At 68.7% G+C, this 25,281-nt stretch carries 27 protein-coding genes; 17 read left to right on the top strand and 10 right to left on the bottom strand.

Annotation, left to right across the window (positions count from 1 at the left end; all coding sequences use genetic code 11):
* Positions 1–14 precede the first annotated feature (14 nt).
* Entirely contained in the window at positions 15–3,233 is a 3,219-nt protein-coding gene (locus tag LVB77_RS19220) for a lamin tail domain-containing protein (RefSeq protein ID WP_232907778.1), read from the bottom strand.
* Positions 3,234–3,426: 193 nt separating this feature from the next.
* Here LVB77_RS19220 and LVB77_RS19215 point away from each other — a divergent pair, with 193 nt between their 5' ends.
* The 6 genes from LVB77_RS19215 (at position 3,427) to LVB77_RS19190 (ending at position 8,829) form a co-directional block, all read left to right on the top strand.
* A complete protein-coding gene (locus LVB77_RS19215) occupies positions 3,427–4,302 on the top strand; it encodes a tryptophan 2,3-dioxygenase family protein (protein ID WP_232907777.1) in 876 nt (291 codons plus the stop codon).
* Positions 4,299–4,715: an NUDIX domain-containing protein gene (locus LVB77_RS19210; RefSeq protein ID WP_232907775.1), complete on the top strand. Its 417-nt coding sequence runs from the start codon at positions 4,299–4,301 to the stop codon at positions 4,713–4,715. The genes LVB77_RS19215 and LVB77_RS19210 overlap by 4 nt, the downstream gene beginning before the upstream one ends.
* Before the next feature lie 320 nt (positions 4,716–5,035).
* The gene (locus tag LVB77_RS19205; protein ID WP_232907773.1) at positions 5,036–6,571 is read left to right on the top strand and encodes an oligopeptide:H+ symporter; all 1,536 of its coding nucleotides are present in this window, start codon (positions 5,036–5,038) and stop codon (positions 6,569–6,571) included.
* Between the two features lie 96 nt (positions 6,572–6,667).
* The gene (locus LVB77_RS19200; RefSeq protein ID WP_232907772.1) at positions 6,668–8,146 is read left to right on the top strand and encodes a peptide MFS transporter; all 1,479 of its coding nucleotides are present in this window, start codon (positions 6,668–6,670) and stop codon (positions 8,144–8,146) included.
* 52 nt (positions 8,147–8,198) lie between these two features.
* The gene (locus LVB77_RS19195) at positions 8,199–8,528 is read left to right on the top strand and encodes a hypothetical protein (protein WP_232907770.1); all 330 of its coding nucleotides are present in this window, start codon (positions 8,199–8,201) and stop codon (positions 8,526–8,528) included.
* Between the two features lie 43 nt (positions 8,529–8,571).
* A complete protein-coding gene (locus tag LVB77_RS19190) occupies positions 8,572–8,829 on the top strand; it encodes a hypothetical protein (RefSeq protein ID WP_232907768.1) in 258 nt (85 codons plus the stop codon).
* Positions 8,830–9,242: 413 nt separating this feature from the next.
* Here LVB77_RS19190 and LVB77_RS19185 read toward each other — a convergent pair whose 3' ends face one another.
* Positions 9,243–10,103: a helix-turn-helix transcriptional regulator gene (locus LVB77_RS19185; protein WP_232907767.1), complete on the bottom strand. Its 861-nt coding sequence runs from the start codon at positions 10,101–10,103 to the stop codon at positions 9,243–9,245.
* Positions 10,104–10,197: 94 nt separating this feature from the next.
* On the opposite strand from LVB77_RS19185, the gene LVB77_RS19180 reads away from it, so the two are divergent.
* Positions 10,198–10,665, top strand: coding sequence for a DUF6265 family protein (locus LVB77_RS19180; protein ID WP_232907765.1), 468 nt, complete (start codon positions 10,198–10,200; stop codon positions 10,663–10,665).
* A gap of 221 nt (positions 10,666–10,886) precedes the next feature.
* On the opposite strand, the gene LVB77_RS19175 is transcribed toward LVB77_RS19180, so the two are convergent.
* Positions 10,887–11,369 carry a MarR family transcriptional regulator gene (locus LVB77_RS19175; RefSeq protein WP_232907763.1) on the bottom strand — a complete coding sequence of 161 codons (483 nt, stop codon included), beginning with the start codon at positions 11,367–11,369 and terminating at the stop codon, positions 10,887–10,889.
* 101 nt (positions 11,370–11,470) lie between these two features.
* Here LVB77_RS19175 and hppD point away from each other — a divergent pair, with 101 nt between their 5' ends.
* The 7 genes from hppD (at position 11,471) to LVB77_RS19140 (ending at position 18,399) form a co-directional block, all read left to right on the top strand.
* Positions 11,471–12,562 (top strand): 4-hydroxyphenylpyruvate dioxygenase, encoded by a 1,092-nt coding sequence (hppD, locus tag LVB77_RS19170; protein WP_232907761.1) that lies wholly within the window; start codon positions 11,471–11,473, stop codon positions 12,560–12,562.
* Between the two features lie 58 nt (positions 12,563–12,620).
* The gene (locus tag LVB77_RS19165) at positions 12,621–13,019 is read left to right on the top strand and encodes a DUF559 domain-containing protein (protein WP_232907760.1); all 399 of its coding nucleotides are present in this window, start codon (positions 12,621–12,623) and stop codon (positions 13,017–13,019) included.
* Positions 13,020–13,070: 51 nt separating this feature from the next.
* Positions 13,071–14,396, top strand: a complete 1,326-nt coding sequence (hmgA, locus tag LVB77_RS19160; protein WP_232910365.1) for a homogentisate 1,2-dioxygenase — start codon at positions 13,071–13,073, stop codon at positions 14,394–14,396.
* 88 nt (positions 14,397–14,484) lie between these two features.
* Entirely contained in the window at positions 14,485–15,111 is a 627-nt protein-coding gene (locus LVB77_RS19155) for a lectin (RefSeq protein ID WP_232907759.1), read from the top strand.
* Between the two features lie 191 nt (positions 15,112–15,302).
* Positions 15,303–16,256, top strand: a complete 954-nt coding sequence (locus tag LVB77_RS19150) for a sodium:calcium antiporter (protein ID WP_232907757.1) — start codon at positions 15,303–15,305, stop codon at positions 16,254–16,256.
* A 40-nt stretch (positions 16,257–16,296) separates the two neighbouring features.
* A complete protein-coding gene (nhaA, locus tag LVB77_RS19145; RefSeq protein ID WP_232907756.1) occupies positions 16,297–17,535 on the top strand; it encodes a Na+/H+ antiporter NhaA in 1,239 nt (412 codons plus the stop codon).
* Positions 17,536–17,538: 3 nt separating this feature from the next.
* On the top strand, positions 17,539–18,399 hold the full coding sequence (locus LVB77_RS19140) for a nucleoside-diphosphate sugar epimerase (protein ID WP_232907754.1): 861 nt from the start codon (positions 17,539–17,541) through the stop codon (positions 18,397–18,399).
* Between the two features lie 10 nt (positions 18,400–18,409).
* Here the strand turns inward: LVB77_RS19140 and LVB77_RS19135 are convergent, their stop codons facing one another.
* The 7 genes from LVB77_RS19135 to LVB77_RS19105 all read right to left on the bottom strand — a co-directional run bounded on the left by LVB77_RS19135 (position 18,410) and on the right by LVB77_RS19105 (position 23,486).
* Positions 18,410–19,033 carry a hypothetical protein gene (locus LVB77_RS19135; protein ID WP_232907752.1) on the bottom strand — a complete coding sequence of 208 codons (624 nt, stop codon included), beginning with the start codon at positions 19,031–19,033 and terminating at the stop codon, positions 18,410–18,412.
* A 41-nt stretch (positions 19,034–19,074) separates the two neighbouring features.
* Positions 19,075–19,860 (bottom strand): hypothetical protein, encoded by a 786-nt coding sequence (locus tag LVB77_RS19130; protein WP_232907751.1) that lies wholly within the window; start codon positions 19,858–19,860, stop codon positions 19,075–19,077.
* A gap of 118 nt (positions 19,861–19,978) precedes the next feature.
* Positions 19,979–20,869 carry an EamA family transporter gene (locus LVB77_RS19125; protein ID WP_232907742.1) on the bottom strand — a complete coding sequence of 297 codons (891 nt, stop codon included), beginning with the start codon at positions 20,867–20,869 and terminating at the stop codon, positions 19,979–19,981.
* Positions 20,870–21,125: 256 nt separating this feature from the next.
* Positions 21,126–21,635, bottom strand: a complete 510-nt coding sequence (locus LVB77_RS19120) for an Mpo1-like protein (protein WP_232907740.1) — start codon at positions 21,633–21,635, stop codon at positions 21,126–21,128.
* Between the two features lie 47 nt (positions 21,636–21,682).
* Positions 21,683–22,018, bottom strand: coding sequence for a multidrug efflux SMR transporter (locus tag LVB77_RS19115; protein ID WP_232907739.1), 336 nt, complete (start codon positions 22,016–22,018; stop codon positions 21,683–21,685).
* A gap of 211 nt (positions 22,019–22,229) precedes the next feature.
* Complete coding sequence (locus LVB77_RS19110; RefSeq protein ID WP_232907737.1) at positions 22,230–22,541, bottom strand: hypothetical protein; 312 nt, start codon at positions 22,539–22,541, stop codon at positions 22,230–22,232.
* Positions 22,542–22,559: 18 nt separating this feature from the next.
* Positions 22,560–23,486, bottom strand: a complete 927-nt coding sequence (locus tag LVB77_RS19105) for a phosphoribosylaminoimidazolesuccinocarboxamide synthase (protein WP_232907736.1) — start codon at positions 23,484–23,486, stop codon at positions 22,560–22,562.
* 152 nt (positions 23,487–23,638) lie between these two features.
* On the opposite strand from LVB77_RS19105, the gene LVB77_RS19100 reads away from it, so the two are divergent.
* From LVB77_RS19100 to rraA, 3 genes are all read left to right on the top strand, one after another.
* Positions 23,639–23,980 (top strand): DnaJ domain-containing protein, encoded by a 342-nt coding sequence (locus LVB77_RS19100; RefSeq protein ID WP_232907734.1) that lies wholly within the window; start codon positions 23,639–23,641, stop codon positions 23,978–23,980.
* 89 nt (positions 23,981–24,069) lie between these two features.
* Positions 24,070–24,759 carry a ribulose-phosphate 3-epimerase gene (gene rpe, locus LVB77_RS19095; protein ID WP_232907732.1) on the top strand — a complete coding sequence of 230 codons (690 nt, stop codon included), beginning with the start codon at positions 24,070–24,072 and terminating at the stop codon, positions 24,757–24,759.
* On the top strand, positions 24,756–25,229 hold the full coding sequence (gene rraA, locus LVB77_RS19090; protein WP_232907730.1) for a ribonuclease E activity regulator RraA: 474 nt from the start codon (positions 24,756–24,758) through the stop codon (positions 25,227–25,229). Before rpe ends, rraA begins: the two co-directional genes overlap by 4 nt.
* Positions 25,230–25,281: the final 52 nt, after the last annotated feature.

Below are 25,281 nucleotides of genomic sequence, written 5' to 3'. Positions count from 1 at the left end.
CCGTGTTGCCGAGATCAGCGGCGGATCTGCACGCTGATCGTGTCGCTGTTGTTGCCGGCAACCGGGTCCGGGGTCTGCGCGCTGATGTTCGCGTCGAACACCAGGTTGCTGCCCACGGCCGGGCGTTCCGGCACGACCACCGCCAGCGCGAACCACTGGGTACCGCGGTTCAGGTTGCCGTTGCGGCTGCATTCGGCGCGGAAACCGGTCGGCACCGAGGTGCGGGCGCAGGTCCAGCCGGACGGTGCGGCGACCGCCGCGGCCGAGACCGCGACGTTGCCGGTCAGCACCAGCTTGGGCTGGGCCGCGGCGTCCGGGCCGGCGTTGGTCACCGGCACCAGGAAGGTCGCGATCGCGCCCTTGCGCACCGGCAGCGCGCCGCCGGCGATCTGCACCGACAGGTCGGCCAGGGTGGTGACCACGACTTGCGCCGAGGCCTGGTTGTCGCCGTTGGCCGGGTCGCGGGTCTGCGACTGCGCGGCCACCGCCATGCGCAGCGGCGAGCCGCTGGCCAGGGCCGGCAGCACCACGTTGAGCGAGAACGTGGCCGAGCCCTGCGAGGCCAGGCTGGCGGTGGTGCAGGTGACGGTGGTGGTGGTGGCGTCCTGCACCGGCGCGGCGCAGGTCCAGCCGGCCGGGGCGGTCGCGACCGGCGCCACCAGGGCGTCGAACACGAAGGCCACGGCGGCCGAGTCGGCCGCGTTGGGACCGGCGTTGAACACGCCGGCGGTGTAGGTGACGGTCTGGCCGGCACGGGCGCTGGCGGTGCTGGCGGCGGCGCTGACGGCCAGGTCGGCGCTGCGGAAGCCCGGCACGCTCAGGACCAGGCGCACCGGGTCGTGATCGGACACGCGCAGCGGCTGGCTGGCGTCGCCGAAGCGGAACACGCCGAAGTCGGCGTTGATGCGGGCGTGGTCGACCGACAGGCCGACGTTGTCCATCACCAGCGCTTCGTTGACCAGCACGTGGTCCAGGGTCTGCGCGTTGCCTTCGAACACGTACGAGTAGCGCTGGGCCGGATCGGCGATCAGCTGCGAACCGTCGACGAAGATCGAGGTCAGCGGGCTGTCGACGTAGGTCAGCACCTGGTCTTCGGCGGCTTCCTCGCCCTTGATGATGCCCAGCACGTCGGTGTAGCCGTCGTTGAACTCGAACGCGTTGAAGTCGCCGACCAGCACGATCTTTTCGTTCGGGTTGGTCTGCTGCATCTGCTCGATCAGGCCGGCCAGATAGGCCGCCTGCGCGCCGCGCTTGGCGCGCACGCGCGCGCCCTCGGTGGACCAGCCGTTGCCGCCGGCGGCGACGTCGTCGATGCCGTTGAGCGAGCGCAGGTGGTTGGCGATCACCGTGATCGGATACGACGCGCCGTTGTCCTGGTGCACGATCGCGCGCAACAGCAGCGGCGGGCGGTCGTTGAGCAGGGCGGTGCTGCCGTTCGGATTGGCGAAGGTCGCGTCCTTGCCGTACTGCACCACCTCGACCACTTCCACGCGCGGCTGACCGGCGCCGCTGTCGCGGGTGGCGACCAGGAAGCCGACGTTGATGCCGCCCGGATCGTTGCCCGAGACCAGGTAGGGCACGTAGCCCGGCGCGCTGGCGCAGGTGCTGTTGATGCGGTCGGCCAGGCGGCCGAGGATGCTGACGTTCTCGACCTCGACCACGCCCAGGATGTCGGGCGTCTTCAGGTACTGGCAGATCGCCGCCGAAGTCTTGCCCAGACGCTTCTCCACCGCTTCGGGCTTCAGCGTCGGCGCGCCGTTGCTCTCCGGCACTTCGTCGAAGAAGCGCAGCAGGTTGAAGCCGCCGATGGTGATGTCTTCGTAGGCCGCGTCGGCCACCGCTTCGGGCTGCTTGCCGCCGGCGAAGGTCGGCGGGGTCGCGGTGTCGGGCAGCAGCGCCCAGGTGCCGGCGAAGTAGTCGAGCACGCCGAGCAGGCCGGAGATAGCGGCCTGGCCGTCGACCGACAGCGGCAGCGCGCCGATCTGGCCGCGGCTGCGCACCATCAGGCGCTCCTGGTTGGTGTCGAAGCGCGGCGGATTCTTGCCGGCCGGGATCGGGATGGTGTCCATGATGCCGATGCCGGGCTCGCGGAACGGCACCGCCACTTCCGGCAGACGCACGTAGAACACGCCGTCGCTGGAGGAGTTGGCGTCGTCCTCGTCGATGCTGCCGTCGCTGCCGGAGACCGCCACCGACTGGGCCACGCTCACGCGCATCGCTTCCAGGCGTTCCAGCGTGCCCGGAGTGGCGTTGGCGCCGAGTTCGGCGGCGGTCAGTTCGACCGCGGCGGGCAGGGCCACGCCGGTTTCCAGCAGCTCCACGGTCGGCGAGACCAGTTCGGTGATGCTGAGCTGGTTCGGGTTGGACGGCGGCGTGAACTCATCGACCTTGGCGGTCACGCGCACACGGTTGCCGACCGCGGCGCTGGCCGGCGGCGCCGCGCCGGTGAACACGAACACCGCCTCGGAGGTGGCCGGGTTGCCGTCGTCGTTGGCGGCCTGCAGGAAGAAGCCGTTGTTGAACTTGCGCGCGGTGACGATGCCCTCGGTGACCACCAGCTTGTCGTCGTAGGCCGACAGCAGGCCGTCGCCCTGGATCTGGGCGATGGTCAGCGCGACCGGCGGATCCGGCGGGTTCGGCGGCGCGGTGCCGGTGTTGCGCGGCGTCGGCGCGCCGGTGCTGAAGTCGGCGCTGTTGTTGCCGGTGTCGGTGGCGCCGTCGTTCTTGCGCAGCGCCGCGGTGGAGTTGGTCAGCGTCGCGGTGGGCGCGGTCTCCGAGCAGTTGGCGGCGGTGCCGTAACCGACGAAGTCGATCACGGTGGCGCCGCCGACCGGGCAGGCGCCGCTCAGCGAAACGTTGTTGTTGACCAGCGCGACCTTGCCGGCGGTGCCGGCCATGGCCAGCGTGCCGGTCGCGTCGGGCGTGGGCAGGTCGACGGTGCCGCCGGCGCCGTCGGCCTGCTTGATCAGGTAGTAGCCGCCCGCCGGAATCGTGCCGGTCAGCGCGGTGCGCGCCCAGCTGGTGCCGGCGGAGGACGCGTACTGCACGCTCCATCCGCTCAGGTCGACCGGCGAGGTGCCGTTGTTGCGCAATTCGATGAAGTCGCTTTTCAGCGTGGCGCCGGAATTGCCGCCACCGCCGTAGACCTGACTGATCACGACCTGCGCATGCGCGCCGCCGGATATCAGGAACGCCAAAGCCACGGCCGCGCAGCGGCCTAAGAACTTGTCCATGTTTTTCCCCGTTGGATTCCCGCCCGCCTTAGCTTTCCTCAGGAACGCTCCCCTGACGCGGGCAGGCAGATTGTGCCTCAATCGTCACAAAACGGCATTTCAAGCGCATGACGGAATACCATACGGTCATAGGGGTGGACCGTCCGGATAGGGCGCGCTGCGGTACCCTTTGCGCCCCCAAGCGAGAACCGCGATGACCGTCGAGAAGAACCAGCGCGAACTGGAGACCGGTATCCACACCGATCTGCAGGGACGGATCACCTACGGCGGCTACCTGCAGTTGGACCGGCTGTTGTCGGCGCAGCAGGGCCGCGCCGATCCGCCGCACCACGACGAGTTGCTGTTCATCATCCAGCACCAGGTCTCGGAGCTATGGATGAAGCTGATCATCCACGAGCTGAGCGCGGCGCTGGAACATTTGCGCAAGGATCAGGTCTGGCAATGCCAGAAGGTGATCGCGCGTTGCAAGCAGGTGCTGCGCCAGCTGACCGAGCAGTGGTCGGTGCTGGAGACGCTGACGCCGTCGGAGTACATGGGCTTCCGCGACACGCTGGGGCCGTCGTCGGGCTTCCAGTCGCTGCAGTACCGGCGCATCGAGTTCATGCTGGGCAACAAGAACGAAGGCATGCTGCGCGTGTTCGCGCACGATCCGCAGGGCCAGGCGCTGCTGGAAGGCGCGTTGGCCGCGCCCAGCCTGTACGACGAATTCCTGATGTATCTGGCGCGTTTCGGCCATGCGATTCCGGCCGCGCATCTGCAGCGCGACTGGCGCCAGCCGCACGTCGCGGACGCGGCCTTGCAGCCGGTGTTCGAGCGCATCTACGAGAACACCGATCTGTATTGGCGCGAGTACGCGCTGTGCGAAGACTTGGTCGATCTGGAAACGCAGTTCCAGCTGTGGCGTTTCCGCCACATGCGCACCGTGCTGCGCATCATCGGCTTCAAGCGCGGCACCGGCGGTTCCAGCGGCGTGGGCTTCCTCAAGCAGGCGCTGGAGCTGACCTTCTTCCCCGAACTGTTCGAAGTGCGCACCAGCATCGGGCCGGGTGGCACCTACCCGGCGCCGTGAGCGCGCAGGTGCACGAATGCGTCGGCGCGTTCGTGGTCCGCGGCGGTCGTGTGCTCCTTGGCAGGCGCACGGCCACGCGCGAGTTCCTGGCCGGGGCCTGGGATGTGTTCGGCGGCCATGTCGAATCCGGCGAGAGCGAGCTGGACGCGCTGGTGCGCGAACTGGACGAGGAGATCGGCATCCGCGCGTTGCGGCTGCAACGCCTGGAGACCATCGAAGGCGCGCAGCCGGTGCCGTGGCGGTTGCATTTGTACGTAGTCGCCGTCTGGCAGGGCGAGCCGAGCAACCGCCAGCCCGAGGAACACGACGCGCTGCGCTGGTGCGAGCGCGACGAGGCGGTGCGCTGCCTGGGCGCGGCCCATCCCGCGTTCGAGCGTCTGCTGGACCTCGCGCTGGCCGCGGCAGCGGTCTAGGCGGCCGCGCCGATTCGGCGCAAACGCGGCTGCACGCACGCCACTCCCGCACGGGTCGGTTAGCCGGCGTTGCCGTAGCTCGCGGCCGGCGCGATAACGCCTCGTCGGCAGCGACCGGCAAGCCCAGCGTAGGGATTAGGCAAAATCGAGTCCCGTTCAGGCATTTGCGCGCGCCTTCCGCGATGCGTTTGCTGCGTTGCAGCAATACGTGAGCGTCTTCACGAAGGTTTGACGGAACCGGTAGCAGTCGGTAAATCTCCCCGATCCCGTGCCGTCGGCAAGGGCATTCTCATTCAGTTTCGACACACGGGGGACACCGCATGAGCGGAGCCGCAACGACGACGGGCCAAACGCCCATTCCGGAATTCAAGCAGGTCCTGGGGCATCCCAAACCCCTGTGGATGCTGTTCATGTCGGAATTCTGGGAGCGCTTCGCGTTCTACGGCATCCGCTGGGCGATGGTGTTGTACATCGTGGCGCAGTTCCACGGCGGCGACGCCGGCTTCCAGAAGCCGGCCAGCGAGCTCTACGGCGCCTATCTGGCGCTGGTCTACGCCTCGGCCATCTTCGGCGGCTACATCGCCGACAAGCTGATCGGTTACCAACGCTCGATCCTGCTGGGCGCGCTGATCATGGCGACCGGTCTGTTCTTGCTGGCCTCGCCGACCGAGACCATGTTCAAGCTCGGCCTGGCCACGATCATCGTCGGCAACGGCCTGTTCAAGCCGATCATCTCGACCATGGTCGGCAAGCTCTACCTGCAGGGCGACGAGCGCCGCGACTCGGGCTTCACCATTTTCTACATGGGCATCAACCTGGGCGCGTTCCTGGCCCCGCTGCTGACCCAGTACCTGGCGCAGAAGGTGTTTGGCGTCGACGGCACGCCGGCCTACAAGGTGGTGTTCATCGCCTCGGGCGTCGGCATGGTGCTGAGCCTGATCTGGTTCTGGTTCGGCCGCTCGCAGCTCAAGGGCATCGGCCTGCCGCCGCCGGACAAGACCGGCCTGACCCGTAGCGTGCTGGTGCTGGCGGGCGCCGCGCTGATCGCGATCCCGGTGTTCTACTTCCTGCTGACCATCAATGCGCTGGTGCTGCAGTACATCCTGATCGCGCTGCTGATCGTTCCGGCGATCATGTTGGTCGTCGAAGGCATCCGCGAGGGCAAGGTCTCGCGCGACAAGGTGATCGCGATGCTGATCATCCTGACCTTCAACGTGTTCTTCTGGTGCTTCTTCGAGCAGGCCGGCAGTTCCTTCAACTTCCTGGCCGACAACATCGTCGACCGCAACATCGGCTTCGAAGGCCTGTTCATGGCCCTGGCCGGCGAACCCTCGTTCCCGGTGTCGTGGTTCCAGAGCGTGAACTCGGTGGCCATCATCACCCTGGCCCCGATCATCGCCTGGATCTGGATCCGCATGGGCCGCGCCAATCCGTCGATCCCGCGCAAGTTCGGCCTGGGCCTGATCTTCAACGGCCTGGCGTTCCTGCTGCTGATGTTCGCGCTGATCAACCTGATCGCGCCGGACACCGGCAAGATCCCGTTCTGGACGCTGTTCGCGGTGTACTGGATCCAGTCGGTCGGCGAGCTGTGCCTGTCGCCCATCGGCCTGTCGATGGTGACCAAGCTGGCGCCGGTGCGCCTGACCGGTTTCGCCATGGGCGCCTGGTTCCTGTCGATCGCGATCGGCAACAACCTCGCCGGCATCTTCGCCGGTCAGGCCAGCGGCGAGACCGGCATGACCGCGGCCTCGGCGCTCACCGCCTACACCATGGGCTTCTACATCCTGGCCGGCGCGGGTCTGCTGCTGTTCCTGATCGCACCGCTGATCAACCGGCTGATGCACGGCGTCAAGTAAGACGCCGCCATCGGTGTTGCACGCGCGCGCCACGGCCGGCTGTCCCGGCCGTGGCGTCGCCGCATCTGAAGGTCCGAAATCCATGAGCGATCACGCATGAGCACCAGCAAACACGTAGAACCCGAGTTCCTGCCGCCGCCGCCGGGCGAACTGGTCGGCCATCCGCGCGCGCTGTGGATGCTGTTCGGCGCCGAGATGTGGGAACGCTTCGCCTACTACGGCATGCGCGCGCTGCTGGCCGTGTACGTGGCCAGCACCTTCTTCAGCCTGCTGCCGGAAGGCGAGGCGCGCGCCCAGGCCAGCCTGACCTACGGCGCCTACACCGCGCTGATCTACGCCACCGGTCTGTTCGGCGGCTTCGTCGCCGACCGCTATCTGGGTTACCGGCCCTCGATCGTGCTCGGCGGCGTGATCATGGCGGTGGGCCTGTTCCTGCTGATGATTCCGCAGCTGACCTGGTTCCTGCTGGGCCTGGCGATCATCGTGGTCGGCAACGGCCTGTTCAAACCCAACATCTCGGCCATGGTCGGACGCCTGTACGCGCCCGGCGATCCGCGCCGCGACTCGGGCTTCACCATCTTCTACATGGGCATCAACGTCGGCGGCGCGCTGGCGCCGATCGTCTGCGGCGCGATCATCGGAAAGTACTACGGCTACCGCTGGGGCTTCTTCGCCGCCGGCGTGGGCATGATCTTCGGCCTGATGATGTTCCATTGGCTGCGCGGCCAGCTCGGCCGCATCGGCGAATCGCCGGCGCCGCAGCACAACCGCGCGCGCGTGCTGAAGGTGTTGCTGGGCTGCATCGTCTCGGTGCCGCTGGTGTACCTGATGCTCAGCCGCACCCAGATCGTGGGCTACATCCTGCTGGCGATGATGGTCGGACTGACCATCTACTTCGTCGGCGGCAGCCTGCGCAGCGGCGACAAGATCCAGATGCACCGCTACATCGCGATGCTGCTGCTGTTCCTGGCCAAGATCCTGTTCTGGGGCATGTTCGAACAGGCCGGCACCTCGCTGAACTTCTTCGCCAAGGACCACGTCGACGCGCCGTTCGACTTCACCTTGTTCCAGTCGGCGAACTCGGTGTTCATCATCCTGCTGGCGCCGCTGTTCGCCTGGGCCTGGCCGCGCCTGGATGCGCGCAACTGGAACCCGTCGGTGCCGCGCAAGTTCGCGCTGGCGCTGGTGCTGGTGGCGGTGGGTTTCAGCGTGCTGATCGCCGGCATCGCCTACATGGCCGACGGCAACGGCCGCATCCCGTGGGAACTGCTGGTGCTGGCCTACCTGTTCAACACCATGGGCGAGCTGTGTCTGTCGCCGATCGGCCTGTCGATGGTGTCCAAGCTGGCCGCGCCCAAGGACACCGGCATGGCCATGGGCGCCTGGTTCCTGTGCTCGGCCATCGGCAACTACGTGGCCGGCCTGGTCGCGGCGGTAGCCTCCGGCGGCGACCTGGGCGGCCTGGCGCAGTACTCGGCGACCTATACCCATATCGCCTACGCCGGCTTCGGCATGGGCGCGGCGTTCCTGCTGTTCGCGCCGTTCATCAATAAGTTGATGCATGGGGTGAAGTAGGCGGGCGGAGTCGTCTCGCATCCATCCGATCGAATCCAGCCTTGGAGGTCACGTGACGCGCGCTGAATGGTTCGAACCCAAGTGGCTGTGGTTGAAACGTTTCGCGCTGGCGGCGGGCTTGGGGTTGATCCTCATGATCGTCGGCATCGCGACCGATGTGATGGCGCTTACGTTCGTCGGCATCCTGTTGGCCGTGCCCTTGTTCTTTTGGCTCATGTTCATTCCGGTCCTGCATTGGAAGGATCGATACATCGGCGGCGCGAGCAACGTATGGGGCGCGTTCCTGGTGTTCGAGACCTCCGGCTGGTCGAAGCTGTTCTATTGGTTCATTCACGTGCTGCCGGATCGGAGGAGGTCCGCGCAGTACGCGGACGCTCCCTGATATAGGGTCGACTACGTTACCGATGCGCACGGATCTACCCGAGATGCAGGAGCTGTTCGACGCTGCCCGAGCCTATCTGGCGGGCAGCGTCGGACTGACCTGGCTGCATGGCTATATCGGCCAGTGCGAGTCGTCGCCCGCCGTGCAGTCCGACGAGATCGCCCGCGTTGCGATGCTTGAGTGGCGGCAGCGGCTCAGCAGCGCGTGGAACGAGTGGGGCATGAACCCGAACCCGCTGCCCGAAGCAGAGTTCAAACGCTGGTTGCGGGAGCAACTGTCGGGCGCGACGGATTCGCGATAGTCGCCGAACGGCTTGGCCCAAGCCGGGATTGGATGTTCAATGCGAACATGATCGCAGCCCGCTCCGAGGACCGATTGCCGCTATGGCGCGCGTACTCGGAATTCTTCCTCGACACCGAACTCGACGCGCTCAGCTACGCCTATGTGGCGCGGACGGTGCTCGAGTCCGGCTTGGATTTGGCGCAGGCCGCAGCGGTGCTTTGGAACGAGGTGTTCCCGGTGCTGCACGCGAACCTGCGCAATCACTTGGGCGTGTGGGACAGCTGGTCGGACGAATGGCTGCTTGCGCATCTGCGCGTCGCTTCGAGGCCGGTCCGGCGTTCCGGGCTGCGCGCCACGGTCGCCGAGATCGAGCGTTGCTGGGACCGGATGCGCGCGCACTGCCTGAGCCGCCGCACGACTGAGCCGCCGACGCTAGCGGCCCAGCGCCACCGCGCGTACGCCCGAATGCCCGCGCACGAAGGCCGCGGCCAGACGCAGGGTGGCTTCGCCCTCGCGATCGCCGCGCAGCGCGCGCACCAGGCGCGCGGGCGTGGTGCCGGTCCAGCGGCCGAGGTCGTGGGTGGCGTGGGCCTGATCGCTGTAGCCGTGGCGCGCGGCGGCGTCGGCGATGGCGCTGCGTTCCTCGTCCAGGCTGCGCAACAAGCCCTGCAGGCGCCGCACGCGCGCGTACTCCTTCGCGGTCATGCCGACCTCGGCCAGGAAGCGCGTCTGCAGGTTGCGCAGGCCCAGGCCGACGGCGTCGGCGAGGTCGGCGATGCGCAGGTCGCCGTCGGCGTGGTCGAGCAGGGCAACGGCGCGTTCAATGGCGTCGTCGGGTTCGTGTGTGGCGGCGCGCTGCGCGAGCAGGCGCCACAGTTCGTCGGCGCCCTGGTCGGCTAGGCAGGCGCGGGCGGCCTGCGCGAATGCGGCGGCGAAGGCCGGATCTAGTTCGTGCAGATCGGGAATGCGGTCGCGCAGCGGGGCCAGGCGCGCGCCGGCGATCAGGCCGGACCCGGCCGGCGTCAGGCGCAGGCCCAGGCAATGCACGGGGCCGGTCGGCTGCAGCCGGATCGGGCCGCGCTGCTGGGCGGCGAACAGCAGCGGCGCCTGCAACTGCGAGCCGCCGTCCGCGCCGTGCAGGCGCATCGGCGCACCGGTGTGCGCGATCAACTCGCAACGGCCGTCGGCGTAGATCGCCTGCACCTGCGGCGCGGGATCGTCGTCGCGCAGCCGCCACAGGCATTGCACGTGGCGGCTCAGCGACGGCGGGGCGGGCTGTTCGCGGTAGTCCATGCCACCATCAAAGCCCGGTGTTGCGCGTTTTTACAAGCCGCCGCCGGCGAGGGGCGGTTAGCGTGGCGGCGAGTCGACCATGAGGGGGCATACGATGAAGATCGCGGCGAAGGTATGGGGCGTGGTTCTGCTGCTGGCGACGGTGCCGGCGCTGGCCACCGAGCCGGCAGCGGCCGAACTGGGCTGGATGGTTGGGCACTGGTGCAGCCAGGCCGACGGCGAGCGTATCGACGAGACCTGGTTGCCGGCCGTGGGCGGGCGTTTGTACGGGGTGTCGCGCACCGCGCGCGGCGACAAGACCGCGTCCTTCGAGTTCCTGCGCATCGAGCCCGTGGACGGCGTGCCGACCTATCTGGCGCAGCCGGGCGGCGGAGCGGCGACCGCGTTCCGGCTCGCCGAGAGCGGGCCCAACCGGGCCCGGTTCGAGAATCCGGCGCACGACTTTCCGCAGCGCATCGAGTACCGGCGCGAGGGCGAGCGGTTGCATGCGCAGATCGCCGGGCCGGGGCGGGACGGGAAAGAGCTACGGATTCCGTTCGAGTACCGGCGCTGCGGGGAGTAGGGCGGTAGACGTTCCTTCCCTCGCGAGCGGGAGACGGTGCCCGCAGGGCGGATGAGGGCGCACGAATCGCGGCGGCCGGCGCGAGATCGGCAGCTCGCGTGCCCTCACCCCGACCCGCACCCCGGCTCGACCGCACAGCGGTCGGGCGTTCGATGCGGCGCGCGCCAGTGGCTCGCAAACGCCGCCTCTCGCCCCGCAAGCGGGAGAGCGGCTATGGAAGCTCAGCCCGCGACCGGCAACTCCGCCTCGGCGCGGATCTCCAGCTCATCCAGCCGGTCCAGCAAGCGGAACAACAGCTCGCGCTCGGTGCCGTCCATGCCGTCCAGCAGGCGGCGCTCGAAGGCCAGCGCCAGCGGCGCGACCTCGTCGTAGATCTTGTAGCCGTCCGGCGACAGCTGCAGCACCGAGCGGCGGCGGTCGTCGTCGTGGGTCTCGCGCGCCAGGCGGCCGGCTTCGATCAGGCGCGCCACCGCGCGGCTGACGGCGACCTTGTCCATCGCCGTGCGCTGGGCGACCTCGTTCGCCGACAGCCCCGGATAGCGGCCCAGCACCGCCATCACCCGCCACTCGGTCACGCTCAGGGCGAAACGCTCGGAATAGACGCGGGCGATCGCGCTGCTGACCCGGTTGGACAGCACCGACAGGCGGTAGGGCAGGAAATGCTCGAGATCGAGCTCGGCATGGCGGGGGCGGGACTTGTTCATGCTGCGCTGTACCTTGCTTGCATATGGTTTCATATGAAACTATAACGGCTCTTCGCACCAGGCCGTCCCCAGTGGGCCGGCCGCTACCTGAGAACAATGCCATGAATGCGCAGCCCAACCTCGGCATGCAGGTCACCACCTTCGAAAACCCGCTCGGCATCGACGGCTTCGAGTTCGTCGAGTTCGCCGCCCCGGCCGGTCAGGGCGAGTTGCTGCACGACTATTTCCGCAAGCTCGGCTTCACCGCCGTGCTGCACCACAAGACCCGTCCGATCACGGTCTACCGGCAGGGCGGGGTGAACTTCCTGGTCAACGAAGACCCGGACAGCTTCGCCGCCGACTTCGCGCGCGCGCACGGCCCCTGCGCCTGCGGTTTCGCGATCCGCTTCAAGCAGCCCGGCACCACGGTCTACGACGCGGTGCTCGGCAACGGCGGCGAAGCCATCGTCGACAAAGCCGACTCGCGCGCGGTCGACGCGCCGGTGGTCAAGGGCATCGGCGACTGCATGCTGTACCTGGTCGACCGCTACGGCGACAAGGGCGACGTCTACCAGGATTACCTGCCGGTGCAGGGCGCGCCGCAGAATCCGGCCGGTTTCGGTCTGACCTTCATCGACCACCTCACCCACAACCTCTACTTCGGCAACATGCAGAAGTGGTCGGACTATTACGAGCGCTTGTTCAACTTCCGCGAGATCCGCTACTTCGACATCAAGGGCGCCAAGACCGGCCTGGTGTCCAAGGCGATGACCGCGCCGGACGGCGTGGTGCGCATCCCGCTCAACGAATCCAGCGATCCCAAGTCGCAGATCAACGAGTACCTGGACGCCTACAAGGGCGAGGGCATCCAGCACATCGCCTGCTTCACCGACAACATCTACGACACCGTCGAGGCGATGCGCGCGCAGGGCGTGGACTTCCTGGATACGCCGGAGACTTACTTCGACGTGATCGACCAGCGCGTGCCCAACCACGGCGAGGACGTGCCGCGCCTGGCCAAGAACAAGATCCTGATCGACGCAGACCCGGAAACCCATCAGCGCAAGCTGCTGCAGATCTTCACCCAGAACGCGATCGGGCCGATCTTCTTCGAGATCATCCAGCGCAAGGGCAACGAGGGCTTCGGCGAGGGCAACTTCCAGGCCCTGTTCGAGAGCATCGAACGCGACCAGATGCGCCGCGGCGTGCTCTAAGCTCAGCGTTTTGAGCCCCTCTCCCGTCGGGAGAGGGGTTGGGGAGAGGGTCCGGGACATGGCCGAACGCTCAAATCCGCCTCTGCCCACAATCAAGCGAGACCAGGCGCGAGAGCTGCGCACCGCCATGACCGACGCCGAGCGCGAACTCTGGCGACGGCTGAGGGCAGGGCAGCTCGAAGGCTGGAAGTTCCGACGTCAGCACACGGTTCCGCCCTACATCGTCGACTTCGTCTGTCTGTCGGCGAAGCTGATCGTAGAGCTCGACGGTTCGCAACATACGCCGCGGTCCGATGCCGTCAGGACGCGGTTTCTAGTAGCGCAGGGCTTCCGTATCTTGCGCTTCTGGGATAACGATGCATTGTTGAACACCGAAGCGGTGGTCGAGGCGATCTTCAACGCCCTCGGCGACCGGACCCTCACCCCAACCCCTCTCCCGGGGGGAGAGGGGCTCTAGAGCGCAATCGCCATGAACACCGCCGCCAACGACAGCGACAACGTGATCCCGATGCCCGAGCGCGATGCGCAGCGGGTGGCCGCGCGCGGCTATCAGAGTGGTTTCGGCAACGAGTTCGCGACCGAGGTCTACACCGGCGTGCTGCCGCAGGGCCAGAACTCGCCGCAGCAGGTCGCCTACGGCCTGTACGCCGAGCAGTTGTCGGGCACCGCCTTCACCGCGCCGCGCGGCGAGAACCGCCGCAGCTGGCTGTACCGCATTCGCCCGGCGGCGATGCACGGCACGTTCGCGCCTTATTCGCAGCCGCAGCTGCACAACGACTTCGGACACGGCCCGGTGTCGCCGGATCAGCTGCGCTGGGATCCGCTGCCGATGCCGGAGGCGCCGGTGGATTTCGTCGACGGCCTGTACACCATGGCCGGCAACGGTTCGCCGCTGTCGCAGCACGGCGTCGGCGTGCATCTGTACGCCGCGAACCGTTCGATGGATGGGCGTTTCTTCTACGACGCCGACGGCGAACTGCTGATCGTGCCGCAGCACGGTCGCCTGGTTCTGGCCACCGAACTGGGCGTGATCGAGGTAGAGCCGCAGGAAGTCGCGGTGATCCCGCGCGGCGTGCGCTTCCGCGTCGAGCTGCCCGACGGTGTCGCCCGCGGCTACGTGTGCGAGAACTTCGGTGCGCTGATGCGTCTGCCCGATCTGGGGCCGATCGGCGCCAATGGGCTGGCGAATCCGCGCGATTTCCTGACCCCGAACGCCGCCTACGAGGACATCGACGGCGAGTTCGAACTGATCGCGAAATTCCAGGGCCATCTGTGGCGCGCCGACATCGGCCATTCGCCGCTGGACGTGGTCGGCTGGCACGGCAACTACGCGCCGTACAAGTACGACCTGCGCCGCTTCAACACCATCGGCTCGATCAGTTTCGATCATCCGGATCCATCCATCTTTACCGTGCTGACCTCGCCCAGCGACACGCCCGGCACGGCCAATCTGGATTTCGTGATCTTCCCGCCGCGCTGGCTGGTGGCGCAGCACACCTTCCGTCCGCCGTGGTTCCACCGCAACGTCGCCAGCGAGTTCATGGGCCTGATCCACGGCGCCTACGACGCCAAGGCCGAGGGTTTCGTGCCCGGCGGCGCGTCGTTGCACAACTGCATGAGCGGGCACGGTCCGGACGCGGCCACCTTCGACAAGGCCAGCCACGCCGATCTGAGCAAGCCCGATGTGATCGGCGGCACCATGGCTTTCATGTTCGAAACCCGCGCGGTGATCCGCCCGACCGCGCAGGCGTTCGACGCGCAGCACCGCCAGCGCGGCTACCAGGCCTGCTGGGCTGGCCTGCGCCGCAATTTCGAGCCGCCGCGTTCGGCCTGATCCGACGCCATCGCGCGCACGGCGCTTCGCGCGCCGTTCACGCGCGACCGCTAGGCTGCGCGCGTCTTGCGTAGCTGCGGGTGTGCCGATGAAATCGCGTTCCAATCCGATCCTGAGCGGCGCGCTCGCGCTGTGCGTGCTGGGCCTGTCCGCGTGCACGGACCGGCCGAACCCGCAAACCTCCAGCCCGCTGGATCCGCCCGCGCCGATCGATCAGCCCGCCGAAGACGTGCCGCCCGCGACCGCGCCCGCGGCGCCGCCGCCCGCGCAGGATGCGACCGCGCGCATGGACGGTTATGCCGCGCTCAAGCTCGGCATGAGCGCCGAGGATGCGCGCAAGGCGTTGGGTGCCAGCGCGACCGGCAAGGCCGACGAGCCCGGCGGCTGCTATTACCTGGAGCCGCCGACGGCTACGGGCGCACCCAATTACATGATCGAAGGCGACAAGTTCGTCCGCTACGAGAACCACCGCGACGCCGCCATCGCCGCGCCCGGCGGCGGCAAGATCGGCATGAGCGCCGACGAGATCCGCGCCCTCTATCCGGGCCGGATCGAGGAACGGCCGCACAAGTACGTCGACGACGGCCAGTACTGGCGCATCCAGGACGCCGGCGGCGGCAGCGGCGTGCTGCTGTTCGAGGTGATCGCCGGCAAGGTCACCGCCTGGCGCGTGGGCCTGGCGCCGCAGGTGGACTACGTCGAAGGCTGCTCCTGACGTGCAGCCGTAAGGTGCGGTGAGCGCAGCGAACCGCACCGTACGTCACCTCGTCGGCCGCGCCCACGCAGCGGCCTCGCCGTGCGTCCATGCGCCCCGCGAGCGCACTTCAGCGCGGATATCCTCCACCGATAGACGCCGGCCCCCGCGCTCGGCATAGAATCGGGGCAGTGTCCGCGAGGGGAATGGCCATGCTCGAAGCCGTCGGCTTGTTCGTGCTGGGATTGGTGCTGCTGGCCTTGGGCGGCGATTCCATCGTCAAGGGCGCGGCCGGATTGGCCCAGCGCTTCGGCGCCTCGCCGTTCGTGGCCGGACTGGCGCTGGTCGCCTTCGGCACCTCGCTGCCGGAACTGGCGGTCAACCTGCAGGCCGTGGTGCGCGGCGAACAGGGCCTGGCGCTGGGCAACGCGGTCGGCAGCAATATCGTCAATTTCGGCCTGACCCTGGGCATCGCCGCGTTCGCCGCGCCCTTGCTGGTGCGCTGGCGCTCGCTGGCGCCGCTGCTGCTCGTGCTGATCCTGGGCACCGCGGCGGTGATCGTGCTGGGCCTGGACGGTGTGCTCAGTCGCGCCGAGGGCGCCGGCCTGGTGGTGGTGTTCGTCGCCGTGGTCGCCTACGCGATGGCGCGCACGCGCCGCGAAGCGCCGGAGCTGCAGGATGCGATCGCCGCGTTCGCGCGCACGCGCACCGAGCTGGGCTTGAACCTGCTGCGCTTCGCGATCGCCGCGGTGCTGCTGTATTACGGCTCCAAGTTCGTGGTCGGCGCAGCGCCGCAGCTGGGCGCGTCCATGGGCCTGACGCCGCTGCTGACCGGCCTGCTGCCGGTGGCGATCGGCACGGCTCTGCCGGAAGCCGCCGCGGCCATCGCCGCTGCGCGCCGCGGCCAGGGCGATATCGTGGTCGGCCACGTGATCGGCTCCAGCCTGTTCAATCTGCTGATCGTGATCGGCGGCATGGCGGCGTGGAACGCGGTGGCGCTGCCGGCTTCGTTCGTGCGCTTCGAACTGCCCGCGGCGATCGCGTTCGCGCTGATGCTGTATCCGATGCTGCGCGGCGATCTGCGCGTGAGCAAGGGCGAGGGCGCGGTGCTGCTGGTCGCGCTGCTGGCCTGGATCGGCTTCGAGCTGGCGATGCTGCACCGCTGATGCCAAACGGGCGCGCGCGCCGGGTCGATATACTGGCGGCATGAACACGCCCGCCACTCCGCCGCCGGCGCGACCGGTCCCGGCTCGGGCGCTGCGCGCCCTGAGCGAATTCTTCCGTCTCGAGGCCGCCGGCGGCCTGGTCCTGATCGCCGCCGCCGCGCTGGCCTTGATCGCGGCCAATTCGCCGCTGCACGACGCCTACGAATCCTTCCGCCAACTGCCGGTGCAGGTGCGCATCGGCGCGCTCGACATCGCCAAACCGGCGCTGTTGTGGATCAACGACGGCCTGATGGCGGTCTTCTTCCTGCTGGTCGCGCTGGAGATCAAGCGCGAGATGCTCAGCGGCCAATTGGCCGGCCGCGCCCAGCTGATCCTGCCGCTGGCCTGCGCCACCGCGGGCGTGGCGGTGCCGGCGCTGCTGTTCTACGCCATGAACCGCGGCGACGCCGAGGCCATGCGCGGCTGGGCCGTGCCCACCGCGACCGACATCGCCTTCGCGCTGGGCGTGCTGGCCCTGCTGGGCTCGCGCGTGCCGGCGGCGATGAAGCTGCTGCTGTCGACCATCGCGGTGATCGACGACCTGATCGCGATTCTGATCATCGCGCTGTTCTATTCGCACGGCCTGTCGATGACCGCGCTGGCGTGGGCCGGCGCCGCGCTGGCCGGCATGTGGCTGTTGAATCGGCGTGGCGTGACCGCGCTGGCGCCCTACCTGTTGCTGGGCGTGGTGCTGTGGGTATGCGTGCTGAAGTCGGGCGTGCACGCGACCCTGGCCGGCGTCGCCACCGGCCTGATGATTCCGCATGTCGACAAGCACAACGCGGTCGACGACGCGCACGAGCACTCGCCGCTGGAAACCTTGGAGCACGCGCTGCATCCCTGGGTCGCCTACGCGATCCTGCCGCTGTTCGCGTTCGCCAATGCCGGCCTGGTGCTGGGCGGCCTGAGCATGGACGACATGCTGGCCGCGCTGCCGCTGGGCATCGTGCTGGGCCTGGTCGCCGGCAAGCCGATCGGCATCGTCGGCATCGCCTTGCTGCTGCGTGCGCTGGGTTGGGTCAAGCTGCCCGCCGGCATGGACCTGCGCGCGATGCTGGGCCTGGGCCTGATGTGCGGCATCGGCTTCACCATGAGCCTGTTCATCGCGTCGCTGGCGTATCAGAACCCGCTGCACTACGAAGAAGCGGTGCTGGGCGTGCTGGCGGCTTCGGTGATCTCGGCCGTGATCGGCTATCTGTGGTTGCGCGCGGTGCTGCCCGCGCGCGGTGGGCGGAGCTGAGGCGTGCGCCACGCCTTGGTGTTTGGCGCCAGCGGTCAGATCGGACTGCCTCTGCTGGGGTTGCTGCGACGCGACGGCTGGCGTGTCAGCGCGGTCTCGCGCGAGGACCAGCGCGACATCCCCGGATTGCAATGGCTGCGCGGCGATTTCGCCGGCGTCGCCGAGCTGCCGCGCCGCGTCGATGCGATCTTCAGTTGCGGGCCGCTGGACGGTTTCGCGCGTTGGTACGCCGCCTCGCGGATCGAGGCCCCGCGCGTGGTCGCGTTCGGTTCCACCAGCGTGGAGACCAAGCGCGGTTCGGCCGATCCCGACGAGCGCGACGTCGCCGCGCGCCTGCGCGAAGGCGAGGCCACCCTGTATTCGGAAGCCGCCGAACGCGCGGCCGCCGCGACCGTGCTGCGCCCGACCCTGATCTACGGTGCCGGCCGCGATGCCACGCTGACCCGCATCGCCGCGATCGCGCAGCGCTTCGGACGGTTCCCTCTGCCGCGCAACGCCACCGGCCTGCGCCAGCCCGTGCACATCGACGACCTGGCCGCGGCCGCGTTCGCTTGCGTGTCGGCGGCGGCCAGTCACGGCCGCAGCTACGCCCTGCCGGGCGGCGAGACCCTGAGCTATCGCGACATGGTCGCGCGCGTGCTGGCGGTACTGGAGCCGCCGCCGCGGCTGATCGAATTGCCGTCGCCGGTTTTCAACCTGGCCTTGCTGGCCGCGCAGGCCAGCGGCCACGCCACCGGCCTGGGCGAGGCGGCGGTGCGGCGCATGCGCAGCGACCTCACCTTCGATGTCGGCCCGGCGCAGCGCGATTTCGGCTACGCGCCGCGTGCGTTCAAGCCTGAGCGCTCGATGTTCGAGCCGCGCTGAGTCGCCGCGCTCAGAGTTCGAAGTCGCCCGGCTTGGTCTGCACGTTGGGCTGGTAGCTGGCGATGGCGACGTAGATGCGGCCGCCGTCGCTCATCTCGAAACCGTAGCCCACCGGCTTGTCGTTGCCGAACCAGGCCGTGGCGCGCTCGACATCGCTGCCGAACACGCGCGGATCCAGGCGAGCGCCGCGCAAGGGCGAGGATTTTCCGGGATTGAGCTCGCTGAGTTTGACGTAGCGCTTGAGTTCGCCGGCCGTGCCCAATGCGATCAGCGCCAGCGGATCGACGACGTCCTCGGTCTTGGCCTTGCCGGTCGCGCCGGTGGCCTTGTCGCGCCAGCGCGCGATTCCGGCCTGGGCGACGAAGGTGGTCTCGTCCTTGGCGCCGGGGCGCAGCACGAAGCGGAAGCGATCCGGCCGTTCCAGCAGCAGCTCGACGCTGTCGGTGCGTATCAGCGCATGCTCGGTCTTGCCTTTGAGCGGCGGTGCGTAGCGGCTGATGCGGGCGACGACGCGCGCGCTGTAGTGGGTCTGGTCCATGCTCTGCAGCAGCGCGGTCGCGGAGCTGGCGGCGTGCAGGGCCAGCGGCGCGAGGCACAGCAGGCCGACGGCGACGTAGCGCAGGGGAAGTTTCATGGGGGTGGTCCCGTAGTGGTAGGGCGGGGCGAGGCGCTGATTCAGCGGCAGGCCATGCGGGCGACGGTGCGCAGCGGCCGCGGCGGCTGCTGCATGGTCGCCGAGCAACGCGCCGACAGATCGGGTGCGCTGACGCCGATGGTGCGCGCGTTGGCCAGGTCGGCCGGCACGCCATCGACGCCGGGCTGCAGGCAACGGCCCGGCAGTAGGTTGAAGGTCATGCTGCCCGAGGTCGTGCTCACCTCGACCATGATCGGCACGCCGTTGGTGTTGCATAGCTCGGACAGGCGCATGTTCGGCGACAGCCGCGGTGGGCCGGGAATCTCGGCCGGCAGATTGACCGGCGTATTGCCCGAGCACACGCCCTCGTGCAGCAACTCGCTGTCGAGCGTGCCGGTGATGCGGCTGATGGTGTGGGTCTGATCGCGCAGGTTGGTGCGCTGGACGAAGATGCGCGTGCTGCCGTCGAAGCGCGAGGTCGGGATGGTCACCGCGTCGCGATCGATGTCGAAGGTCACCGCGACGCTGTCGGCGCTGGGCGCGAAGGTGAAACTGTCGGCGAAGGCGCGCACCGTGCGCGGTGGGAAGGCTTCCGGCGCGCTGGTGATGTTCATGGTGGGGAAATGCATCGCGCAGTCGACGTCCGCGGGACAGGTCTCCTCGCGCAGCAGGTCGTAGGAGGCGGTGACGGTGTCGCCGGGGCAGTACTGCATCGGCGTCACTTGGCCCATGCCGTTCAAGGCGCTGCGTTCGAGCCGGCAGCCGGCGGCCAGCGCCGCGCAAGCGAGCAGCAGGGCCAGGGCCGTGCGGGAGTTCCGTGTCTTCATGGCGGCGTCCTTGTCGGAGGCGGGGTGGTGCGGCTTGAGTGGCTGACAAGGACGATCAACGGCGCGGCGGCGCGCGAGCGGACACGGCCGCGTCGCGGCCGTGCGCGGTGGAGCCGGTTCAGGGCGTTTCGGCGGGCGCGATCGGGCGTGATTTGGCCAGGGTGCGCAGGGCGATGATGAGCACGCCGCCCAGCACCATCGCGCCGCCCAGCAGCAGGCGCGGTCCCGGGCGGTCGCCCCAGAACGCCACGCCCAGCCCGATCGCCAGCACCGGCACCAGCAGCAGCCAGGGCGTGACCTGCGCGACCGGATGGCGCTGCACCAGCACGTAGTACAGGCCGTGACCGAGCAGCGAGGATATGAACGCGGCATAGATCGCGCCGAACCAGCCCACCCAGCTCACGCCGCCCAGCGCGGCGATGGCGCCGGGCTCCAGCACCGCGCTGATCGCCAGCAGCGGCAGCACGCTGAGCAGCGCGGTCCAGCCCTGCTGGCTGTAGACGTCCAGCCCGCGCAAGCCCTTCATCAGCACCGTGCCCACGGCCAGGAACGCGGCCGAGATCAGCATCAGCACCAGCGACATCGGCTTGTCCAGCACCAGCGGATCGAAGCCCAGCACCAGCACGCCGGCGAAACTCACCGCGATCGCCGCGCCGGTGCGCCAGGCGAAGCGCTCGCCCAGCAGCATCCAGGCCAGCAGGGCCGTCATCGGCACGTAGCTCTGCATCACGATCGCCGGCGAGGACAGGTCGCCGGCCAGCTTGAGCGCGGTGAAGCTCAGGCCGAAGTGCAGCACGCCGATGCACAGGCAGACCGCGATCAGCCGCGGCCACTGCCCGGGCGCGGGCCGCTTGACGAAGAACATCAGCGGCAGGGCCAGCAGGGCGAAGCGCAGGCCGGTGAACAGGAACGGCGGAATCTCGCGCATCGCGAACGCCGAGGTCAGGAAGTTGCCGGCCCAGGCCAGGACGATGAGCAGCAGCAGAACGATGTCGCGGACGGGCAGCATCCGCGTAGTGTCGCCGATCCGGCGTCGTGCGCCCGTTGCGGTGGCGGAACGGGAGGTTCTGCGGGTTGGGGGGCTTGCGAAAGCTGGCGCTGAGGGCTTTACCGAAGCATGGTGCTGAAGTCTCTGCGCTGCACGATCTGCGCGTGGACGGCGACGCTACGGTGGACGCTTAGGGCGAGGAGTGAGTGCGCAAGAGCGAGCAGTGAGCGAAAGCGGCCTTGCTCTTACCCATTTCTCAATCCTCGCGTCTCACTCTTCAATAGCTCCACCCCAACTTGCGGTACAGCTTCGCCAGCACCCAGGCCGGTCCGATCAGCAGGTAGCGCAGGTCGGTGAAGAAGCTCGGGCGCTTGCCTTCGTACAGCTTGCTGTGGCCGATGAACTGGCCGATCCAGGCGACCACGAACACGGCGATGCCCAGGTACAACAGCTGCGTGGTGCCCAGGCGATCGTTGAGGTACTGCGTCAGCCAGCCCGAGAGTACGAACAGCACCAACATGCCCAGGCCGAGCTTGCGCGAGGCGCGGTAATAGAACATCCACGCCGCGAACATCGCCAGCCCGGCCCAGAAGCCGGCGCGGAACCAGGTGCCCGGCGAGGGAATGCACCACAGCAGGGCGATCACGCTCCAGGCGATGGCCGGCACGCAGATCACGTGGATCAGCTGGTTGGCGTGGTTCTGGTGATCGCTGGAGTAGTTGGCGAAGTAGCGATCGATCGGGCGTTGCGGGGCGGCTTGCGATGCAGGGTCGGCGACTGTGCTCATGACGGGCTCCCGGCTGGTCAGGCGTGCGCGGCGGCGGACTGAGCGGTTCAGTGCGCCCCAGTACGGGAGAATAGCTGGATTACCGCCACCCCGGCCACGATCAGGCCGATGCCGATCATGCCGGCCAGGTCCAGCGGCTGCTTCAGCACCAGCCAGCCGATTAGCGCGATCAGGACCACGCCCACGCCGGACCAGATCGCATAGGCGACGCCGACCGGCACGGTCTTGAGCACCAGCGACAGGAAGTAGAACGCCGTCGCATAGCCGGCTGCGACGATCAAAGAGGGGCCGAGGCGGGTGAAGCCGTCGGAGGCCTTGAGGGCGCTGGTGGCCACGACTTCGGCCAGGATCGCGATGGCGAGGTAGAGCAGGCCTTTGGGCATGGCGGGGGCTCCGGTGAGGGGCAGGCAGCGCTGCGAGAGGGCGCGCGCGGCGACCGCATAAGGATCGAGCGCGGAGTGGCGACGATGCGGTTCGCTACGCTCACCGCATCCTACGGCGCTACCGGGCGTTTGATCCGACGCGATGCGATTCGCCAACGACGTCTCGCGACCTGCGGTTTGTGGCCTCACGACCGGATGTGAGTCGAGGGACTCAAAACCAGAGGCAGACGACCGCAATGGAGCCGACATAAGCTACCGCTACAGCGTTGCTGAAGAGGTGGGCCGCACGCAGCTCCCTGACGGTTTTTTCCAACCCGGTAGGAGGCGGCCGGAAGAACAAGACGCTTTGGCGGCACAAGCCCAGGCGGCTGAACATGCGCTGGCTTTGACTGCGAAAAAGCTGCCGCGCGTAGTCGGGCGCCTGCTTGCTGATGCGCGGCGCGGCGGCGTGGGCGTAGAACTCCGACACTGCGGCGCCGACCAGGACGGCCGGCAGCAGATAGAAGATCCAGAGCGCCGACATCCGCGGTTCCGGCCGACCTCAGTCGACCGAAATCCCCGCCAGCTTCTGCAGCGCCTCGGCGTACTTGGCGCGCGTGCGTTCGATCACCTCGGCCGGCAGCGGCGGGCCCGGCGGGGTCTTGTCCCAGCCCAAAGCTTCCAGGTAGTCGCGCACGTACTGCTTGTCGTAGCTGGGCGGGCTGGTGCCGACTTCGTATTCGTCGGCCGGCCAGTAGCGCGAGGAATCGGGCGTGAGCATCTCGTCCATCACGTACAGGCGGCCGTCGGCGTCGGTGCCGAATTCGAACTTGGTGTCGGCCAGCAGGATGCCGCGTTGCGCCGCGTAATCGGCGGCGTAGCGGTACAGGCGCAGGGTGGCGTCGCGCACGGCCTCGGCCAGCTCGGCGCCGACGGTGCGCACCGCGGTGTCGAAGTCGATGTTCTCGTCGTGGTCGCCGACCGCGGCCTTGGTGGACGGGGTGAAGATCGGCTCGGCGAGTTTTTCGGCCTGGCGCAGGCCGTCGGGCAGGGCGATGCCGCTGATCCGGCCGGTGCGCTGGTAGTCCTTCCAGCCGCTGCCGATCACGTAGCCGCGCGCGATGCATTCGATCGGCACCGGCTTCAGGCGCTTGGTCACCACCGCGCGCTGGGCGTAGGGCGCCGGGTCGGTGCCCGCGGGCAGGACCGAGGCGACGTCGATGCCGGTGAGGTGGTTGGCGACGATGTGCGCGGTCTTACCGAACCAGAAATTGCTGATCTGGCACAGCATCTCGCCCTTGCCCGGGATCGGGTCGGGCAGGACCACGTCGAAGGCGCTGAGGCGGTCGGTGGCGACGATCAACAAGTAGTCGCCAGCGGGTGTGCCCGCCGGCAGGCGTTCGGCCGGCAGGTCGAATACGTCGCGGACCTTACCGCGATGGCGCAGCGGCAGGCCGGGCAGGTGGGATTCGGAAAGGGCGGATCGCAAGGTGGTCGACAACGGGTAGTCCCCATGGCGGCGGGCGGAATCCCCAATGTCGGCCGCGTGCGCGGGCGCGACGGGGCCGGGCAGTGTACGCCGGCCGGGCGTCGCGTGCAGGTAGACTGATCGCCGGTTCAGGGCAGGCGATTGCGGCGGCGATGGCGAACAAACGCTGGTACGGCAAATTGCTGGGGTTTTTCGCCGGCGCGGCGCTGCTGCGCGCCAACCCCTTCCTGGGCGCGCTGATCGGCCTGCTGATCGGCCATGCCTTCGACAGCGACTGGTTCCGCCTGGGCCGCGACAACCCCTACGCCGTGCTCGGCCTGACCGCCGAGGCCAGCGACGCCGAGGTCGATCAGGCCTACCGCCGCTTGATTTCCCAGTACCACCCCGACCGCCTCGCCGGCGCCGCGCCGGAGCTGCGCCAGCAGGCCGAGAGCAAGGCGCGCGAGATCAACGGCGCTTACGACCGCATCAAGACCCTGCGCCAGCGGCGCTGAGCACGGCTCCCGGGCGCCCGCCCGCGCCCGCGCTTGGCCCGCCCGCGGCCGGAGGCGACAATGGCGGCCTGTCCGCCCGAGCCCCGCCCATGCAGCCCACCGTGATCGCCCCGTCCATCCTCTCGGCGAACTTCGCCAAGCTCGGCGAGGAGGTCGACGCCGTACTCGGGGCCGGCGCCGACTGGGTTCATTTCGACGTGATGGACAACCATTACGTGCCCAACCTGACCATCGGCCCGCTGGTCTGCGAGGCGCTGCGCAAGCACGGCGTGACCGCGCCGATCGACGTGCACCTGATGGTCGAGCCGGTGGACCGGATCGTGCCCGACTTCGCCAAGGCCGGCGCCAGCATCATCAGCTTCCACCCCGAGGCCAGCGCGCACGTGCACCGCACGATCCAGCTGATCAAGTCGCACGGCTGCCAGGCCGGCCTGGTGCTGAACCCGGCCACGCCGGTGGAGGTGCTGGACTGGGTGCTGGAAGACCTGGACCTGGTGCTGCTGATGTCGGTCAATCCCGGTTTCGGCGGCCAGAGCTTCATCCCCTCGGCGCTGGACAAGCTGCGCCGCGTGCGCGAGCGCATCGACCGCATCGGCAAGCCGATCCGGTTGGAGATCGACGGCGGCGTCAAGGCCGACAACATCGCCGAGATCGCCGCCGCCGGCGCCGACAGCTTCGTCGCCGGTTCGGCGATCTTCAACGCGCCCGGCGGCAACCAGCAGGCCTATGCCGAGGTGATCTCGCGCATGAAGGCGGCTGTGCAGGGCACGCGCGGGTGAACACCTGCGACCTGTGCGACCTGCACGGCGATCGCGTGCGCGTGATCGACCTGCCGCTGCGCGACTACGGCGGTCGGCTCGCGTTCGACGGCCTGGTCAGCACGGTGCAGGCGCACGAGGACAACTCGCGCGTGCGCGAGGCGGTGGCCGAATCCGGCCACGGCCGGGTGCTGGTGATCGACGGCGGCGGCTCGATGCGGCGCGCGATGCTGGGTGACCTGCTCGCGGCCAAGGCGGTGGAAAACGGCTGGGCCGGCGTGGTGGTGGTCGGCGCGATCCGCGACAGCGCCGCGATCGGCGCGCTGGACCTGGGCGTGAAAGCGCTGGGCACCTGCCCGCGCAAGACCGACAAGCACGACCGCGGCGTGCGCGACGTGGCGGTGGAGATTGGCGGCGTGATCGTGCGGCCCGGCGACTGGCTGTGCGCCGACGAGGACGGCGTCGTCCTTTCCGACGCCGTCCTCCGCTGACTACGCCGGGCGTCCTGCCCGGCGTTTGGGAAGGACGCCGCGGCGCCCTTCC

The organism is Lysobacter sp. 5GHs7-4, from assembly GCF_021284765.1.
Classification (GTDB): domain Bacteria; phylum Pseudomonadota; class Gammaproteobacteria; order Xanthomonadales; family Xanthomonadaceae; genus Lysobacter.
The sequence above is the reverse complement of the archived record's forward strand: the minus strand, read 5'-3'. Positions and strand labels throughout refer to the sequence as shown.

Excerpts from the sequence above, each read along its gene's own strand:
- LVB77_RS19220 (WP_232907778.1), bottom strand. The coding sequence starts at position 3,233 with ATGGACAAGTTCTTAGGCCGCTGCGCGGCCGTGGCTTTGGCGTTCCTG.
- LVB77_RS19215 (WP_232907777.1), top strand. The coding sequence starts at position 3,427 with ATGACCGTCGAGAAGAACCAGCGCGAACTGGAGACCGGTATCCACACC.
- LVB77_RS19205 (WP_232907773.1), top strand. The coding sequence starts at position 5,036 with ATGAGCGGAGCCGCAACGACGACGGGCCAAACGCCCATTCCGGAATTC.
- LVB77_RS19200 (WP_232907772.1), top strand. The coding sequence starts at position 6,668 with ATGAGCACCAGCAAACACGTAGAACCCGAGTTCCTGCCGCCGCCGCCG.
- LVB77_RS19190 (WP_232907768.1), top strand. The coding sequence starts at position 8,572 with ATGCAGGAGCTGTTCGACGCTGCCCGAGCCTATCTGGCGGGCAGCGTC.
- LVB77_RS19185 (WP_232907767.1), bottom strand. The coding sequence starts at position 10,103 with ATGGACTACCGCGAACAGCCCGCCCCGCCGTCGCTGAGCCGCCACGTG.
- LVB77_RS19180 (WP_232907765.1), top strand. The coding sequence starts at position 10,198 with ATGAAGATCGCGGCGAAGGTATGGGGCGTGGTTCTGCTGCTGGCGACG.
- LVB77_RS19175 (WP_232907763.1), bottom strand. The coding sequence starts at position 11,369 with ATGAACAAGTCCCGCCCCCGCCATGCCGAGCTCGATCTCGAGCATTTC.
- hppD (WP_232907761.1), top strand. The coding sequence starts at position 11,471 with ATGAATGCGCAGCCCAACCTCGGCATGCAGGTCACCACCTTCGAAAAC.
- LVB77_RS19165 (WP_232907760.1), top strand. The coding sequence starts at position 12,621 with ATGGCCGAACGCTCAAATCCGCCTCTGCCCACAATCAAGCGAGACCAG.
- hmgA (WP_232910365.1), top strand. The coding sequence starts at position 13,071 with ATGCCCGAGCGCGATGCGCAGCGGGTGGCCGCGCGCGGCTATCAGAGT.
- LVB77_RS19155 (WP_232907759.1), top strand. The coding sequence starts at position 14,485 with ATGAAATCGCGTTCCAATCCGATCCTGAGCGGCGCGCTCGCGCTGTGC.
- LVB77_RS19150 (WP_232907757.1), top strand. The coding sequence starts at position 15,303 with ATGCTCGAAGCCGTCGGCTTGTTCGTGCTGGGATTGGTGCTGCTGGCC.
- nhaA (WP_232907756.1), top strand. The coding sequence starts at position 16,297 with ATGAACACGCCCGCCACTCCGCCGCCGGCGCGACCGGTCCCGGCTCGG.
- LVB77_RS19135 (WP_232907752.1), bottom strand. The coding sequence starts at position 19,033 with ATGAAACTTCCCCTGCGCTACGTCGCCGTCGGCCTGCTGTGCCTCGCG.
- LVB77_RS19130 (WP_232907751.1), bottom strand. The coding sequence starts at position 19,860 with ATGAAGACACGGAACTCCCGCACGGCCCTGGCCCTGCTGCTCGCTTGC.
- LVB77_RS19125 (WP_232907742.1), bottom strand. The coding sequence starts at position 20,869 with ATGCTGCCCGTCCGCGACATCGTTCTGCTGCTGCTCATCGTCCTGGCC.
- LVB77_RS19120 (WP_232907740.1), bottom strand. The coding sequence starts at position 21,635 with ATGAGCACAGTCGCCGACCCTGCATCGCAAGCCGCCCCGCAACGCCCG.
- LVB77_RS19115 (WP_232907739.1), bottom strand. The coding sequence starts at position 22,018 with ATGCCCAAAGGCCTGCTCTACCTCGCCATCGCGATCCTGGCCGAAGTC.
- LVB77_RS19110 (WP_232907737.1), bottom strand. The coding sequence starts at position 22,541 with ATGTCGGCGCTCTGGATCTTCTATCTGCTGCCGGCCGTCCTGGTCGGC.
- LVB77_RS19100 (WP_232907734.1), top strand. The coding sequence starts at position 23,639 with ATGGCGAACAAACGCTGGTACGGCAAATTGCTGGGGTTTTTCGCCGGC.
- rpe (WP_232907732.1), top strand. The coding sequence starts at position 24,070 with ATGCAGCCCACCGTGATCGCCCCGTCCATCCTCTCGGCGAACTTCGCC.